General features: G+C 66.7%; 15 protein-coding genes and 2 tRNA genes. 3 read left to right on the top strand and 14 right to left on the bottom strand.

Features of this window, described 5'->3' with window-relative positions; genetic code table 11:
* Positions 1–7 precede the first annotated feature (7 nt).
* The 4 genes from J2Y54_RS08220 to J2Y54_RS08205 are packed head-to-tail and all read right to left on the bottom strand — an operon-like array spanning position 8 to position 3,990.
* Positions 8–1,615, bottom strand: a complete 1,608-nt coding sequence (locus J2Y54_RS08220; RefSeq protein ID WP_310038573.1) for an NAD(P)/FAD-dependent oxidoreductase — start codon at positions 1,613–1,615, stop codon at positions 8–10.
* Positions 1,612–2,457 carry an S-formylglutathione hydrolase gene (gene fghA, locus J2Y54_RS08215; RefSeq protein ID WP_310038570.1) on the bottom strand — a complete coding sequence of 282 codons (846 nt, stop codon included), beginning with the start codon at positions 2,455–2,457 and terminating at the stop codon, positions 1,612–1,614. Before fghA ends, J2Y54_RS08220 begins: the two co-directional genes overlap by 4 nt.
* Before the next feature lie 6 nt (positions 2,458–2,463).
* The gene (locus J2Y54_RS08210; protein ID WP_310038567.1) at positions 2,464–2,853 is read right to left on the bottom strand and encodes a VOC family protein; all 390 of its coding nucleotides are present in this window, start codon (positions 2,851–2,853) and stop codon (positions 2,464–2,466) included.
* A 24-nt stretch (positions 2,854–2,877) separates the two neighbouring features.
* Positions 2,878–3,990, bottom strand: a complete 1,113-nt coding sequence (locus J2Y54_RS08205) for an S-(hydroxymethyl)glutathione dehydrogenase/class III alcohol dehydrogenase (protein ID WP_310038563.1) — start codon at positions 3,988–3,990, stop codon at positions 2,878–2,880.
* 112 nt (positions 3,991–4,102) lie between these two features.
* Between J2Y54_RS08205 and J2Y54_RS08200 the strand changes: the two genes are divergently transcribed.
* Positions 4,103–5,797, top strand: coding sequence for an ABC transporter ATP-binding protein (locus tag J2Y54_RS08200; RefSeq protein WP_310038561.1), 1,695 nt, complete (start codon positions 4,103–4,105; stop codon positions 5,795–5,797).
* On the opposite strand, the gene J2Y54_RS08195 is transcribed toward J2Y54_RS08200, so the two are convergent.
* Positions 5,794–6,417, bottom strand: coding sequence for a DNA-3-methyladenine glycosylase 2 family protein (locus J2Y54_RS08195; protein WP_310038560.1), 624 nt, complete (start codon positions 6,415–6,417; stop codon positions 5,794–5,796). The genes J2Y54_RS08200 and J2Y54_RS08195 overlap by 4 nt on opposite strands.
* Before the next feature lie 63 nt (positions 6,418–6,480).
* On the opposite strand from J2Y54_RS08195, the gene J2Y54_RS08190 reads away from it, so the two are divergent.
* Positions 6,481–6,798, top strand: a complete 318-nt coding sequence (locus J2Y54_RS08190) for a 2Fe-2S iron-sulfur cluster-binding protein (protein ID WP_310038559.1) — start codon at positions 6,481–6,483, stop codon at positions 6,796–6,798.
* A gap of 52 nt (positions 6,799–6,850) precedes the next feature.
* On the opposite strand, the gene J2Y54_RS08185 is transcribed toward J2Y54_RS08190, so the two are convergent.
* Together J2Y54_RS08185 and rlmB are read right to left on the bottom strand one after the other, a co-directional pair.
* Positions 6,851–7,615, bottom strand: coding sequence for a hypothetical protein (locus J2Y54_RS08185; RefSeq protein WP_310038556.1), 765 nt, complete (start codon positions 7,613–7,615; stop codon positions 6,851–6,853).
* 36 nt (positions 7,616–7,651) lie between these two features.
* Positions 7,652–8,407 (bottom strand): 23S rRNA (guanosine(2251)-2'-O)-methyltransferase RlmB, encoded by a 756-nt coding sequence (gene rlmB, locus J2Y54_RS08180; protein ID WP_310038555.1) that lies wholly within the window; start codon positions 8,405–8,407, stop codon positions 7,652–7,654.
* A 94-nt stretch (positions 8,408–8,501) separates the two neighbouring features.
* Between rlmB and J2Y54_RS08175 the strand changes: the two genes are divergently transcribed.
* Positions 8,502–8,587 (top strand) — tRNA-Tyr (locus J2Y54_RS08175).
* A 16-nt stretch (positions 8,588–8,603) separates the two neighbouring features.
* On the opposite strand, the gene J2Y54_RS08170 is transcribed toward J2Y54_RS08175, so the two are convergent.
* From J2Y54_RS08170 to lnt, 7 genes are all read right to left on the bottom strand, one after another.
* Positions 8,604–8,825 carry a hypothetical protein gene (locus J2Y54_RS08170; protein WP_310038553.1) on the bottom strand — a complete coding sequence of 74 codons (222 nt, stop codon included), beginning with the start codon at positions 8,823–8,825 and terminating at the stop codon, positions 8,604–8,606.
* Between the two features lie 79 nt (positions 8,826–8,904).
* A tRNA-Gly gene (locus J2Y54_RS08165) sits at positions 8,905–8,978 on the bottom strand.
* A gap of 76 nt (positions 8,979–9,054) precedes the next feature.
* Positions 9,055–9,735: a tRNA (guanine(46)-N(7))-methyltransferase TrmB gene (locus J2Y54_RS08160; RefSeq protein WP_310038551.1), complete on the bottom strand. Its 681-nt coding sequence runs from the start codon at positions 9,733–9,735 to the stop codon at positions 9,055–9,057.
* 48 nt (positions 9,736–9,783) lie between these two features.
* On the bottom strand, positions 9,784–10,536 hold the full coding sequence (locus J2Y54_RS08155; RefSeq protein WP_310038549.1) for an EAL domain-containing protein: 753 nt from the start codon (positions 10,534–10,536) through the stop codon (positions 9,784–9,786).
* Between the two features lie 87 nt (positions 10,537–10,623).
* Entirely contained in the window at positions 10,624–11,685 is a 1,062-nt protein-coding gene (locus J2Y54_RS08150) for a hypothetical protein (RefSeq protein ID WP_310038546.1), read from the bottom strand.
* A gap of 125 nt (positions 11,686–11,810) precedes the next feature.
* Positions 11,811–13,019: a methionine adenosyltransferase gene (gene metK, locus J2Y54_RS08145; RefSeq protein ID WP_310038544.1), complete on the bottom strand. Its 1,209-nt coding sequence runs from the start codon at positions 13,017–13,019 to the stop codon at positions 11,811–11,813.
* An 85-nt stretch (positions 13,020–13,104) separates the two neighbouring features.
* Positions 13,105–14,667 carry an apolipoprotein N-acyltransferase gene (lnt, locus tag J2Y54_RS08140; RefSeq protein WP_310038543.1) on the bottom strand — a complete coding sequence of 521 codons (1,563 nt, stop codon included), beginning with the start codon at positions 14,665–14,667 and terminating at the stop codon, positions 13,105–13,107.
* Between the last annotated feature and the right edge of the window lie 27 nt (positions 14,668–14,694).

Below are 14,694 nucleotides of genomic sequence, written 5' to 3'. Positions count from 1 at the left end.
TGGCGCGTCAGCGGCGGAGCAACCGCCCGAACAGGCTGCGGTCCTTCAGAATCTCCCGCGCTGCATTGTGGCCCGGCGCTCCGGTGACGCCGCCGCCCGGATGGCTGCCCGCACCACAGAGATACAGGCCGGCAACCGGCGCGCGATAATCGCCATGGCCGAGTACCGGGCGGGCGGCCCAGAGCTGGTCGAGCGACATGCGGCCATGGAAGATGTCGCCGTCGATCAGACCGAATTTGCGTTCCAGATCGGTGGGCGCGTGAATCTGGCGCGCGATGATCGAGTCACGGAAATTGGGGGCGTGCTGCGTGACCGTATCGATAATGTCGTCGGCAGCGGCTTCGCGCTCGTCGTCCCAGCTGCGCCCATGCGGCAGGACCGGAGCGAAGTGCTGGCAGAACAGGCTGGCGACGTGGCATCCCGCCGGTGCAAGGCTGTCGTCGACGGTCGAGGGGATGGTCATTTCGACCACCGGCGCATTGGACCAGCCGTAACGGACCGCGTCCTCATGCGCCTTGTCCATATAGTCCATCGTCGGCGCGATGATGATGCCGCTGCGGTGATGCTCGGCATCGGTGCCGGGCAGCACCGAGAAATCGGGCAGTTGTGACAGCGCGACGTTCATCCGGAAGCTGCCCGACCCGGTTTTGAACTCGGCGATGCGTCGCCGGAAATCCTCCGGCAGGTCGCTCGGATCGACCATCTGGCGGAACAGCAGGGCGGGGCCGACATTGGCGACGACCGTCTTCGCTGCAATCTCTTCGCCGCTGGTCAGCTTGACCCCGACGGCGCGGCCGCCATCGACGAGTACCCGTTCGACCGGGGACTCCAGCCGGATCACGACGCCAGCCTGAGCGGCGGCCTCGCCCATCATCCGGGTAATGCTGCCCATCCCGCCGACCGGATGGCCCCATGCGCCCTTCTTGCCATTCACCTCGCCGAAGACGTGGTGCAGCAGGACATAGGCCGAGCCCGGCGCCGACGGTCCGGCATAGTTGCCGACCACCGAGTCGAACGCGAAGGCCGCCTTGACGTGGTCATTTTCGAACCACCCGTCGAGAAATTCGCGCGCGGACTGGACGAACAGAGCGAGGGCATCGCGCTGCGCCTCGATCGGCAGCGACGCGACCGCTCGCCCCTGCGCCGCCGCTGCGAGCAGGGCGGCGATTCCACCCCCGGCATTGGGCGGTGCCTTCAGCGCCATGTTGCGCAACAGGTTTGCGACCCGCTCGAGCGCGGCCTCATAGCCGTCGAGCGCGGCGGCATCGCGGGCTGAAAAGCGCGCAAACTCCGCCCGCGTCCGATCGACACCGCCACCGAGCTTGAGATAATCGCCGTCGAGCGGGAAGAAGTTCGAGATCGGCCGTTCGATCACGCGATAGCCGCGCTCGACCAGCTTCATGTCGGCGATGACCCGCGGCTGAAGCAGGCTGACGGTGTAGCTGGCGGTGGAATTGCGGAAGCCCGGGTGGAACTCTTCGGTCACCGCTGCGCCGCCGACGATGTCGCGGCGTTCGACGATGCAGACCTTTAGACCGGCGCGGGCAAGGTAGAAGGCGCAGGTCAGGCCGTTATGGCCCGCCCCGATGACGACCGCGTCGAAGCGCTGCGTCACGCCTTCAGCCGTTCGGCGTGCCAGTCGACATGGTCGGGCATGAAGGTCGAGATGAAATAATAGCTGTGATCATAGCCAGGCTGCATCCGCAGGGTGAGGGGAATGCCGGCCGCACGACACGCGGCGTCGAGCAGCGCGGGCTTGAGCTGATTGTCGAGGAATGTGTCGGCGTCGCCCTGGTCGACCAGCAGTTCGGGCAACCGGGCGCCGTCCGCGATCAGCGCGCAGGCATCATAGGAGCGCCATGCGGTGCGGTCGTCCGCGCCCAGATACCCATTCAGCGCCTTTTCGCCCCACGGACAGGAGAGGGGCGACGCGATCGGCGCGAATGCGCTGACCGAACGGAAGCGGTCCGGATTGCGCAGCGCGATGGTCAGGGCGCCGTGCCCGCCCATCGAGTGCCCGGTAATGCCCTGTCGGCCAAGGTCTGCCATTGGAAATTCGCGCAGAATCAGCCCGGGCAGCTCATCCTCGATATAGGACCGCATCCGGTAATGGGTCGCCCAGGGCGCTTGCGTGGCATCGACGTAAAATCCCGCGCCCTTGCCGAAATCATAGGCTTCATCATCCGGCACGGCATCGCCGCGTGGTGAGGTGTCGGGGGCGATGAAGATGATGCCATGCTCGGCGCAGGCGGCCCGGTACTCGCCCTTTTCGGTCACATTGGCGTGGGTGCAGGTGAGGCCCGAAAGGTACCACAACACCGGCAGGCGTGCGCCCGGCGCATGGTCGGGGATGAAGACCGAAAAGGTCATCGGCGTCCCGGTCGCGGTCGAGTCATGGCGATAGACACCCTGTGTACCGCCGTGCGCCCGGTTGGTCGAAACCGTCTCCATCCCCATGCGCCGTCAGCCTTCCTTGGGCACGCGATACATCGCGCAGACCTTGTTCCCCGCCGGATCGCGCAGATAGGCGAGGTAGAGCGCGCCGAAGGCGTTCTCGCGGATTCCGGGCGGATCCTCGATCGCGGTACCGCCATGGGCGAGGCCGGCGGCATGCCACGCATCGACCATCTCCGGGCTGGTGGCGGCAAAGCCGACCGTGCCGCCATTGGCGTGGCACGCGGGCTGCCCGTCCAGCGGCTTGGTCAGCATGAAGATGCCGCCATTGTGCATGTAGAAGGCGCGGCCCTTCGGATCGACGCTCCCGGCGCGGGCACCGAGCGCGCCCAGCGTCGCGTCATAAAATGCCTTGGACGCTTCGACGTCGTTCGCGCCGAGCATGATGTGGCTGAACATGGTTTCCTCTCCCCTGTTATGATTTCAGAACACGACGACGCTGCGGATGCTCTGCCCCGCATGCATCAGGTCGAACGCAGTATTGATCTCTTCCAGCCCCATGACATGGGTGATCATCGGGTCGATCTCGATCTTGCCGGTCATGTACATCTCGACGATCTTCGGCACGTCGGTGCGGCCCTTGGCCCCGCCGAACGCAGTACCGCGCCAGTTGCGGCCGGTGACTAGCTGGAACGGGCGGGTGGCGATTTCCTTGCCGGCTTCGGCCACGCCGATGATGATGCTGGTGCCCCAGCCGCGGTGGCATGCCTCGAGCGCGATCCGCATGACTTCGGTGTTTCCGGTCGCGTCGAAGGTGTAATCCGCACCGCCATCGGTCATCGCCACGATCCGCGCCACGACATCCTCACGGCTCATGCCGCGCGAATTGAGGAAGTCGGTCATGCCGAACTTGCGGCCCCATTCCTCGCGGTCGGGGTTGATGTCGACGCCGATGATCTGGTTCGCCCCGGCGAGCCGCGCGCCCTGAATGACGTTGAGGCCGATGCCGCCAAGGCCGAATACGACGACATTGTCGCCGACCTGCACCTTGGCGGTGTTGATCACCGCGCCGACCCCGGTGGTGACGCCGCAGCCGATATAGCAGCTGGTCTGGAACGGTGCGTCCTCGCGGATCTTGGCGACCGCGATCTCGGGCAGGACGGTGAAGTTCGAGAAGGTCGAGCAGCCCATATAATGATAGATTGGCTGGCCCTTGTAGGAGAAGCGCGTGGTGCCGTCGGGCATCAGCCCCTTGCCCTGGGTTGCGCGGATCGCGGTGCACAAATTGGTCTTGCCGCTGAGGCACGACTTACACTGGCGGCATTCGGGGGTGTAGAGCGGGATGACATGGTCGCCCGGCTTGACACTGGTCACGCCCGCGCCGACCTCGCGCACGATCCCCGCGCCCTCATGGCCCAGCACGCTCGGGAAGATGCCCTCGCTGTCGAACCCGTCGAGCGTATAGGCGTCGGTATGGCAGATGCCGGTCGCCATGATCTCGACCAGCACCTCACCGGCCTTGGGGCCCTCCAGGTCCAGCTCGACGATCTCGAGCGGCTTCTTGGCCTCGAATGCAACGGCGGCGCGGGTCTTCATCGGTACGGGTCTCCTTCGCTGATCTCCCTCATGGCGCAGCAGCGCGCGCGATTCCACCCCGTCACGCGCAAAGTCGGTTGCCCTTTGTGCAAAGCGCGGCACAAGCACGTGCATGAACGCCGCCTCCCCGCCCACCGCCGCGTCCGCCACCGCCCAGGCGGTCGCTTTTGCTGCCAGTCTGGTCCGCCAGGCCGGTCGCCGGGGCGCCGGCGCCGTCGCATGGGTGGCGGCGGGAGCAGTGCTGGAGGGGCTCGGGCTCGCGCTGCTGGTGCCGCTGATCGGACTGATCGTTGCCCCCGGTGACGGAATGGCGTGGGTGGTCGAATGGCTGGGCAGCGATTCGCGCACGCGGCTGGTGGTGCTGGTCAGTGCATTCGTGTTGGTGATGATCCTGCGGGCATTGGTGTTGCGGCGCCGCGACCTGGCACTGTTCGATGTCCAGACCGGCTACACGCTCGATCTGCGCAGCAAGGTCGTCAACGCGCTGGCGGCGGCACCCTGGGAACGCCTGGCCGGGGTGGAGCATGCGCGGATCACCAGCCTGCTGACCGCCGATATCGGCCGCATCGGGGTCGCCGCGCATTTCATGGCACAGTCGCTCGTGGCCGGCGCGATGATCGTGATCCAGCTCGGCGTCGCCCTCACCCTCGCGCCGCTATTCGCGCTCGCGGCGCTTGGCGGACTTGGCCTGCTGGCGCTGCTGGTCAACCGCCATAGCGGCAATAGCGCCGCACTCGGCGCGCGCATGGTCGACAAGAATCGGGCATTGATGGGCAGCTCGACATCGTTCCTCGCCGGGCTCAAGGCGTCAGCTGCACAGGACGCAAGCAGCGGCTTTGCCCGCGAATTCGATTCCGCCCAGCGCGCGGCGGCGCTCGAGCAACGCGGTTTCATCGTCGCGCAATCGACCGCGCGAACCTGGTTCGGGATCGGCACCGCCTTTGCCGCCGCCGCGGTGCTTGCGGGTGGCGTATTGGCGCAGGTACCGCCGACCGTGTTGGTCGTGCTTGCGCTGATCTTTTCGCGCATGGCGCCGCTGGCGATGCAGTTGCAGCAGGCGTCGCAGCAGCTTCTCCATCTCGGCGCCAGCTATGGCGCGGTGCGGTCGGCGCTGGCCGATCTGGGCGGGGCCGGGATCGCGCGCGGGGCTGCCGTGCCACTGCCGCCCGGTCCGGTCGTTCTGGATCGCGTCAGCTATGCCCACCCGTCGGGCGCCGGGCTGCTCGACGCATCGCTGCAGATCGAACCGGGCGAGCTGGTCGGCATTGCCGGGCCGTCCGGCGGGGGCAAGACGACGCTGATCGACCTGATTTCGGGCCTGCTGGTTCCGCAGTCCGGGCGCGTCACCGTCGGTGGAGTGCGGTTGGCGGCAGGCGGGTGGGGGCAGGCGATCGGCTATGTGCCGCAGGACGCGTTTCTCTTCCACGACACGGTGCGGCGCAATCTCGACTGGGGCGATGCGACCATCGATGACGCGATGCTGATGGAGGCGCTGAGCATTGCTGGTGCGGCCGAGCGTGTCGCCGCCATGCCCCGCGGGCTCGATACGATCATCGGTGAGCGCGGCGCGCTGTTGTCCGGCGGCGAACGCCAGCGGCTGGCGATTGCGCGCGCGATTCTGCGCCGTCCGCGCCTGCTGGTTCTCGACGAAGCCACCGCTGCACTCGATCCAGCGAGCGAGGCGGCGGTGCTCGACCGGCTCGCCGCGCTGGAGCCGCGCCCGGCGATCCTGATCGTCGCGCACCGCATCGAAACGCTGTCGCGCTGCCCCCGCGTTCTGCACGTCGAGGGCGGCAAGCTCGCCTAGATCGCCGCCATATCGGCCTTGTAATGGTGCCAGGCGAGAATCGCGGCGGCACCCCGGTGCGGGCGCCAGGCTTCGGCGATCGCGCGGGTCTGTTTTTCCGACGGGCGTTCGGCATGGCCCATGATCCGTCCGACCTCGATCTGCACCGCCAGATCGCCGGCGGGCCAGATGTCGCGGCGGCCCTCGGCGAACAACAGGTAGATTTCCGCCGACCAGCGCCCGATTCCCTTGACCCGCACCAGCTGCGCAATCGCGTCCTCATCATCGGCGGGCAACGCCGCAAGGTCGAGCCGCCCGCTCGCCACTTCTTCGGCGAGGCTCTTGGCATAGCTCGCCTTTTGCCGCGACAGGCCGGCGGCGCGGAGCGCGTCGTCGGGCGCGGCTGCAACGATGTCGGGCCGGGTCAGGTCGCCGATTCCTGCCGCCAGCTTGGCCCAGATCGACGCCGCTGCCGCGACGCTGACCTGTTGCCCGACGATCGTGCGCAACAGGGTTTCATAGCCCGGCGCGCGGATGCGCGGCTCGGGATAGCCGACGCGCGCGACGGCTGCGGCCATCAGCGGCTCGCGCGCTGCAATTGCATCCAGCGACTCGCGCAGCTGTTCGGCAGTCAGCCCCATGTTGCGAATCCTTGAAAGCTGCGCCGTTCCCCGGCATGGGCGCGGAATACGGAGGAGAAGATCATGGCCAAGCTTATCGTCGTCACGCGCGCAGGAGAAGAACGCGAAGTCGAAGGTGAGGTGGGCCTGAGCGTCATGGAAGTGATCCGGGACAATGGGTTCGACGAACTGCTCGCCCTGTGCGGCGGCTGCTGCTCGTGCGCGACCTGCCACATCCATGTCGACCCGGAATTTGCGGACAAACTGCCGCCGATGAGCGAGGACGAAAACGACCTGCTCGACAGCTCGTCCGATCGCAACGCCTATTCGCGCCTGTCCTGCCAGGTGCAGTTCACCAGCGCGCTCGACGGGCTGAAGGTCCGTATCGCGGCCGAGGACTGATCGCGCAGGCCGGTGCAGCGCGGCTGCACCGGCCGGGCGCCGCAACGGCCGCTCAGGGCCGCGGCGCGACCTTCACCACGGCCATCGGCGCATCCTTGGTCAGCGGGCTCGCCTTCCACGTCACCGTGCGGCGGGTCCCGTCGAGCTTGGCGCCGTCCTCATTATTCTGGCTGACCAGTTCGCCGTCGGTGACGAGGGTGAAGGTGCCGTCGAGCTTGCTGCGGGCATCGTCCGACTTGCCCTTGCCCGGAGATTCGCTGTCGCCGAATGCAGGCGCTTTCACCCGCACCATGTCGGCCCCGCGCAATTCCATCACGACGAAGGGGAAGATGACTTCCGCGTCGAGATTATAGGGCCACAGGAAGTTATGGGTCAGCTTGCCGCTGATCTGATAGTCGACGACGAATACGCCGTCGCCCTTGTACGTGACCGATCGATAGCCGGCTTCCTTGGTCAGGGCTTCGGCGATTGCCTTGAACTTGGCTTCGCGCTCGGCGGCATCATCGGCATCGTCACCGTCGATCGCCGCGTCGTCGTCCTGCCAGCCAGCGCGGATCAGGCTGGCTGCGGTCTTCTTGCGCTTCCCGTCCGCCGCGTCTTCGTCGTCCTCGCCCATGCCCTTGAACGCGTCACCCATGCCCTTGGCCATCTGGCCCGCAATGTCGACGGCGATGACCTCACCCTGATAGCTGAAGGTGAAGCTGCGGTCGGCGAGGATGGTCAGCGTCGACGTGAACTTGCCCGGACTGAACGCGCAGCCGACCAGCAGCACTGGCGCGATGATGGCAAGGGCAAACCCTCTGAACCGGTCGAACATGGCGTTACTCCCCCCGTTGCACGCCGACCGGACGGGTCAGCGCGAGATAGCTGCGTATAGCGCGATGGCGGCTGCGTTGGACACGTTGAGACTCTCGACCCGGGGCGAGATGGGCAGCCGGGCAAGCTCGTCGCAATGCGCCGCAGTATTGTGCCGCATGCCTTCGCCCTCGGCGCCCAGCACCAGCGCAGGGCGGGTATCGCCCATCACCTCGGCCAGCGTGCCGCTCGCCTCGCCGGCAAGGCCGATGCGCCAGAAACCGGCTTCGCCAATCTCGTCCAGCGCGCGGGCAAGGTTGACCACGCGCACCCATGGGACCAGTTCCAGCGCTCCGGATGCGGCGCGTGCCAGCGATCCCGATTCGGGCGGCGCGTGCCGGTCCTGAGTCACGATGCCGAGCGCATCGAACGCCGCAGCCGAGCGCAGGATCGCGCCGACATTGTGCGGGTCGGTGACGTGGTCGAGCACCAGCAGCGGGCGGCGATCGTTCGCACCCTGCTCCAGCAGGTCGCCCAGCCAGATTTCCTCGAGCGGATCGACTTCGATCACGATGCCCTGATGCGGCGCGTCCGACGGCACCATCCGCGCCAGATCCGCGACATCGGCATAGGTGATCGGCAGGACGGGCGGCAGGTCGAGCGCGGCGAGCGCCTCCCGCGTCCCCCAGACCTTGCGCACGCGGCGTTCGGGATTGGCCAGCGCCGCGGTCACGGCGTGGCGGCCCCAGAAACGGGGGCGGTTGCTGTTCGATCCGGATTGGGGGCGCTGCCCGCGTCTTGGCCTCTGGCTCACGAAATTACGCTAGGCGTCACAACCCGCGTGCGCAAGGCGTTGACAGCGCCGCCGCGCTTCGGCATTGGCGCGCACTCGCTTCGGCGTGCCGCATGGAAGGGTGGCCGAGTGGTTAAAGGCAGCAGACTGTAAATCTGCCCGCGTGAGCGTACACTGGTTCGAATCCAGTCCCTTCCACCACCCCCTGCCGATTGCGTCAGGGTTGATCGCCGCCGCTGTGATGAGTCAGGCGCTTCACATTGCGCCGCATCATCAGCCAATCCCAAGTGCGCTGCCGCGCAATGTTGCGCGTCCGTCGTCGCTCGCGCCGCGCCGTTTTCGCCCGCGCGCGCCACATCAACCCTGCCGCCAGCACGCCACCGGCCACAAGCGCCAGCAGCCAGACATAGGACAGGACGAACTTCTCTGCGTCGACCATGTGATTGATTCCCCCGAATCGCACCTGACCATAGTGCACTGCACAATCGGGGTAAATGTGCCGGATCGAGGGGGCGGGCTGGAGCGGGTAGCGGGAATCGAACCCGCGTATTCAGCTTGGAAGGCTGCTGCACTACCATTGTGCTATACCCGCCCATGCCGGCCGGATCGCGTCTGGCGCGATGCAGGTGCCCTGCCACGAGCCGGGGGCGGTGGTCAAGCCATGCCGGTCACACGCGCAGGTACCGGAAATACCACACTTCATGCCCCTGGCGGCGCGCCTTGCGCTCGTAGCGGGTTTCGGGCCAGTCGTCGGGGCGGGTCAGGAAATCCCTTGCCTCGCGCGCCTGCCAGACGAAATCGCGCCGCTGGTTCATGACCATCATCGACCAGCGGCAATAGGTCGGATCGTCGGTGCCCAGCCGGAATTCAGCGCCTGGCTTGAGCTTGGCCGCGATCAGGTCGAGCGGGCCGTGATTGACCATCCGGCGCTTGGCATGGCGCGCCTTGCGCCACGGGTCGGGGTGCAGCAGATAGACGCGATCGAGGCTGGCATCGGGCAGCCGCTCGATCACGTCGAGCGCGTCGCCCATGTGCAGCCGGACATTGCTCAGCCCGTCGTCACGAATATGGCCAAGCGCGCCGACCACGCCGTTCAGGAACGGTTCGCAGCCGACAAAGCCATGATCGGGTCGCATCCCGGCCTGGCCGGCGAGATGCTCGCCAGCACCGAAGCCGATCTCGACCTCCAGCGGACGGTCGTCGCCAAACAGGCGGCGCGAATCGAGCGGGCCTTCGGCTGGCACCGCGACGCGCGGCAGGGCATCGTCGACCAGCGCCTGCTGGCCGGCGCGCAGTTTATGTCCCTTGGCGCGGCCATAGAGGCGGCGGATGGTGCTCGGATCGTTCATCGCCAGCCCCTTGGCGAAGGCCGCGCGCTTGGGCAAGGGGCGGGCGGTTCAGGCGGCAGGCCGCAAGCGGGGCTGTTCGAGCACGCCGATGCGCGGATGGGCGATGTAATAACCCTGGAAGTAGCGCACACCGAGCGCGAGCAGCTTGTCGTAATCGGCCCGCGTTTCCACGCCCTCGGCGATCAGCCGGACCGCGCGCAACCGCGCCATCTCGATCATCTTTTCGACCAGCAGCCGCCGCGACCAGCTTGACGACAGACCGCGGACCAGGACGGGGTCGAGCTTGATCGCGTCGGGCGTGAAGCGCGAGAGCAGCGCCAGGCCGACATCGCCCGAGCCGAAATCGTCGAACGCGGTTTGCATGTGCATCTTGCGATGCGCTTCGATCGTTTCGGCCATGCGGCACCCGTCAAGCCGGTCATGTTCGGCAAATTCGAACATCAGCCGTTCGGGCGGCAGGCCGGTTTCCTTGGCGACGCGCATCGTCCGTGCGCTGTCGGCAAAGGGGTCGGTGATCACGTCGGGGAAGAAGTTGATCGACAGCAGCGCAGGGGTCTTGAGGATCCCGGCAGCGACAGCCTGTTTGATCGCGGCCACGCGGCACTGCTGGTCAAAGGCGTAGCGGTCTCCGGGCTGGATCGCGTCGATCACCTCGCGCGCGCCTTCGCCCTGCGGCCCGCGCACGAGCGCCTCATAGGCGTAGACCTCGCCCAGCCGCGCGTCCCACACGGGCTGGAAAGCCATGGTCAGGTTGAAATCAGGCTCGGTCTTGGCCGGCGCCGGCGTCGTTACTGTCTGCATGAGCGTCTCCACCCGATCTTTCTAGAACGGGCGCGCGCACGATGGTTAACTCTGCTAGGGATTTTTGCGTAGGGCCTGTGGACGGTGCTATTTCATTGCCCCGCTGTCGAGGCTGATCTGCCGGTCTCCCCATGTCGAGACGCTGGACAAGGGGTTTTCCTTCAGGATCGCATCGATCTGACCGGGCAGCGGAAGCCGGTCGCGCCGCGCGAAATTATACGCCTTTGCAGCGGTGAGCAGGGTCACCGACCAGGCCGGCTGTTGCGTATCGGCCAGCAGCGCCGACGCGGCGGACGGCTCCGCCCGGATTGCGATGCCCGAGTCCGACAGCGACAGGAGATAGCGATCCCGCGTTCCCTGTGGCCGGTACAGGCCCACGGGGCTGTCCGCCATGCGATCGGCGCACCATGTCAGTGGCGCCTCTTTCATCGGATTGGCGGCTTTCTTGCGGTCGGTCGGGTTCCCCGCCATCTGCGCGAGCAGCGCTTCGACCAGCGTTCCCGCACCGCTTTGCTTGACCGGCTTGGCCTCGCCGCTCAGCACGAGCGTGTCGGTGCAGGCGACGATCGCGGCAGCATCGGGCGCCGCCGCGATGCGCTTCGGCCAGCCCAGCGCCGCCACCGCCTCCGCCGTCCGGCGCTGGAGCGAGGCGACCTCATGCGCCATTGACGAATGGCGGATCTTTACCAACCACTCGCCCATGGGAATCAGGGTCAGCGTGGTGCTGCGCAGGCGGCTGCCGGTGATCGTCCAACCCAATTGCAGCGCCGAGCCATTGGCCTGGCCGGGCGGGGTGAATGCGGCAGGCGGGCCCCATGCGGCCTTGCTGCCGGTTTCCTTGCGCGCCTCTACCACGCTGCGCGACACGTCGAACCACAGCGGCACCGAGCCGGAGGTCATGCGGTAGACATAGACCGAGATCTCCTCGCTCTCGTCGTCAGCGCGATAGTGGAAGAAGAGATCGAGCTGCGGCGCCACCACCTCCAGACCCTGGGAGCGGTTGAGGCCGATCAGCGTGGGCGGGAAGCTGAACCCGCTATGCTTGTGCTTGAACGCCTGCCCGTCGCGGGCGGCGATCGGGGCCGGCTCCTGGCGGGCGAGTGCGGGAGACGCCAGCAACATGATGGACAGGGCAAGCCGAACGATCATGCTGCGTCTCCAGAGATTTCCCCCGATCCTGACCGCAAATCGCTGCGCCGCAAGCCCAAAACGAAAAAAGGGGCGACGGTCCGAAGACCATCGCCCCTTTTGTCTTCACTGCGTGATTCGCAGGATCAGGCCAGTGCGGCCTTCAGATCCTCGACCAGATCGGTGCGCTCCCACGGGAAGAAATCGCCCTCGGGCTTGCGGCCGAAATGGCCATAGGCCGCGGTGCGCGCATAGATCGGCTTGTTGAGGCCGAGATGCGTGCGGATGCCGCGCGGGGTGAGGCCGCCAAGCTTTTCGATCTTGCCGATCGCTTCCTCGATCTTGTCATCGCCGACGGTGCCGGTGCCGTGCGTGTCGACATAGAGCGACAGCGGCTTGCTCACGCCGATCGCGTACGCCAGCTGGATCGTGCAGCGCTGGGCGAGGCCCGCCGCGACGATGTTCTTGGCGAGGTAGCGGGTGATGTACGCCGCGGAACGGTCGACCTTGGTCGGGTCCTTGCCGCTGAACGCGCCGCCGCCGTGCGGCGCTGCACCGCCATAGGTGTCGACGATGATCTTGCGCCCGGTCAGGCCGGCGTCGCCGTCCGGGCCGCCGATTTCGAAGCTGCCGGTCGGGTTGATGTGATATTCGGTCGCGTCGCTCAGCAGCTCGGCGGGGATCACGTCGGCAACGACCTTCTTCACATAGGCCTTGAGCTCGGCTTCCTTTTCGCCCTGGTCATAGCCCTTGGCGTGCTGGGTCGAGACGACGATTGCGGTCGCGGCAACGGCCTTGCTGCCTTCGTAACGCAGCGTGACCTGGCTCTTCGCGTCCGGCTCCAGGAACGGAGCCGCGCCCGAATGACGGTCGGCGGCCATGCGCTCCAGGATCTTGTGGCTATAGTCGAGCGTCGCCGGCATCAGGTCCGGGGTGTCGTTCGCGGCATAGCCGAACATGATGCCCTGGTCGCCCGCGCCTTCGTCCTTGTTCTCACCGGCATCGACGCCCTGCGCGATGTGCGCCGACTGGCCATGCAGGTTGTTCTCGAAGCGCAGCGTTTCCCAGTGGAAGCCGTCCTGCTCATAGCCGATGCGCTTGACGGTATCGCGGACCGTCTTCTCGATCTCTTCCTTCGCGCCCGGGGCCCATTCGCCGTTTTCGTACACGCCCTTGCAGCGGATTTCGCCGGCGAGCACGACCAGCTGGGTGGTCGTCAGGGTTTCGCACGCGATGCGCGCTTCGGGGTCCTTCGACAGGAACAGGTCGACGATCGCGTCGGAAATCTGATCGGAAACCTTGTCCGGATGGCCTTCGGAAACCGATTCGGACGTGAAGAGATAAGTGGAACGCATGGTCTTCCTCAAAATAAGTCAGGCCGTTGCCATGCCTGACGGGAAAATGGGCTTGATATAAAGCTTTCCTTATATGCCGCTCGCCCTAGCGAGCGAAGCGGCGGAAGGCAATGGCGATGGCGAGCAGCAGCGCCGCGACGAGTCCCGCCATCAGGTTCCCGATCCGCGCGAACAGCGTCGGGGGCAGCGCGTCGGGCATCGGTGCCTCGATCGCCTTTGCCTCACCCATGCCTGCCGCAGCGACAATGCGGCCGTGCGCGTCGATGATCGCGGAGATACCGGTCGGGGTGGCGCGCAGGATCGGCAGCCCTTCCTCGATCGCGCGCATCCGTGCTTGCGCCAGATGCTGGGGCGGGCCCCAGGCACCGAACCAGGCGTCGTTCGACGGATTGAACAGAATGGCGGGCCGATTGGCGGATTCGACCGTCTGGCCGGAGAAGATGATCTCGTAACAGATCTGCATGCCCACTTTGCCGAAGCCGGGGACGGTCATGGTCTGCGGGCCCGGGCCGGGCTCGAAATCGATCTCGCCCGCCACCAGCCGCGACAGGCCGAGCGGCTGCAGGATCGTGCGCATCGGCAGATATTCGCCATAGGGGACAAGATGCGCCTTGTCGTAGCGGCCCAGAATCGCGCCGCTGGGATCGATCGCAAACACCGAATTGGTCGCTGCGTCGAGTTTGTCGTCCCCCTTGAACAACAGTCCGGTGCCGCCGACCAGCGCGATATCCCTTGGCCCCAGCGTCTGCGCGATCATCGCGCGAACGGTGCGGGGATCGTTCTTGGCGTACCAGGCGGCGGGATAGCCTTCCTCCAGCCAGTAATCGACGGTGCCTTCGGGCCAGACGATCAGGCGCGGAACCGGCCCGCCGGGCAGGATGGTGGCGGTGTCGTTGGACAGTCGGATCAGCTCGCTCAGCGCCTTTTGCGCGTAGCTGCCGTCGAGCACCGTTTCCTGCCCGACATTGGGCTGGAGCACGCGGACGATCGGACGAACCGGTTCATTGGCCGGACGCGTCACCTGAAGGTCGATCCCGCTCAGCGCCAGAAGCGCGACGGTGAACGCGACTATGGCGGGAAAGCGCCAGTGCCGTTGGCTGGCCAGCAGCAGGGCGCCCGCGACCAGGATCGTCAGACCCGACAGCGCATAGGTGCCGACCCAGCTCGCCGTCTGCGCCACGCCGGGGACCGGCAGCCAGATCACCCCGAGCGGATTCCACGGATAGCCGGTGAACAGCACCCCGCGCAGATATTCGGCGACGATCCACGCCGCGCCCGCGACCAGCACGAAGGGGAGGTCGAGTTTGCGTTCCTGCCCGAAGCGCCAGGCCAGCCCCATCGCCAGCGCCGGATAGATGGCGAGATAGAGCGAGAGCAGGATCACCGCGACATAGCCGAGCTCGGCCGGCATCTTGTCCTGATAGGTAAAGGCGTGCTGGATCCAGTTGTTGCCGACCGTGAAATGGCCAAGCCCGAACAGCCAGCCGCGCCACAGCGCCTGTTTCAGGCTGGGCGCTTCATGCGTCAGCCGCAGCAGGATGGCGAAGCACACCAGCCCGACCACCCACCAGTCGAGCGGGGCAAAGGCGGTGGCGGAAACGGCGCCGGTCAGCAGCGCGATCAGGCGGGGACGGGGCAGGGCAGGCATCGCCGCCCGCTATCGGGCCTGACCGTG

It is taken from the genome of Sphingomonas sp. BE123, assembly GCF_031456015.1.
Classification (GTDB): Bacteria; Pseudomonadota; Alphaproteobacteria; order Sphingomonadales; family Sphingomonadaceae; genus Sphingomonas.
This window is presented reverse-complemented; position numbering and strand designations above follow the sequence as displayed.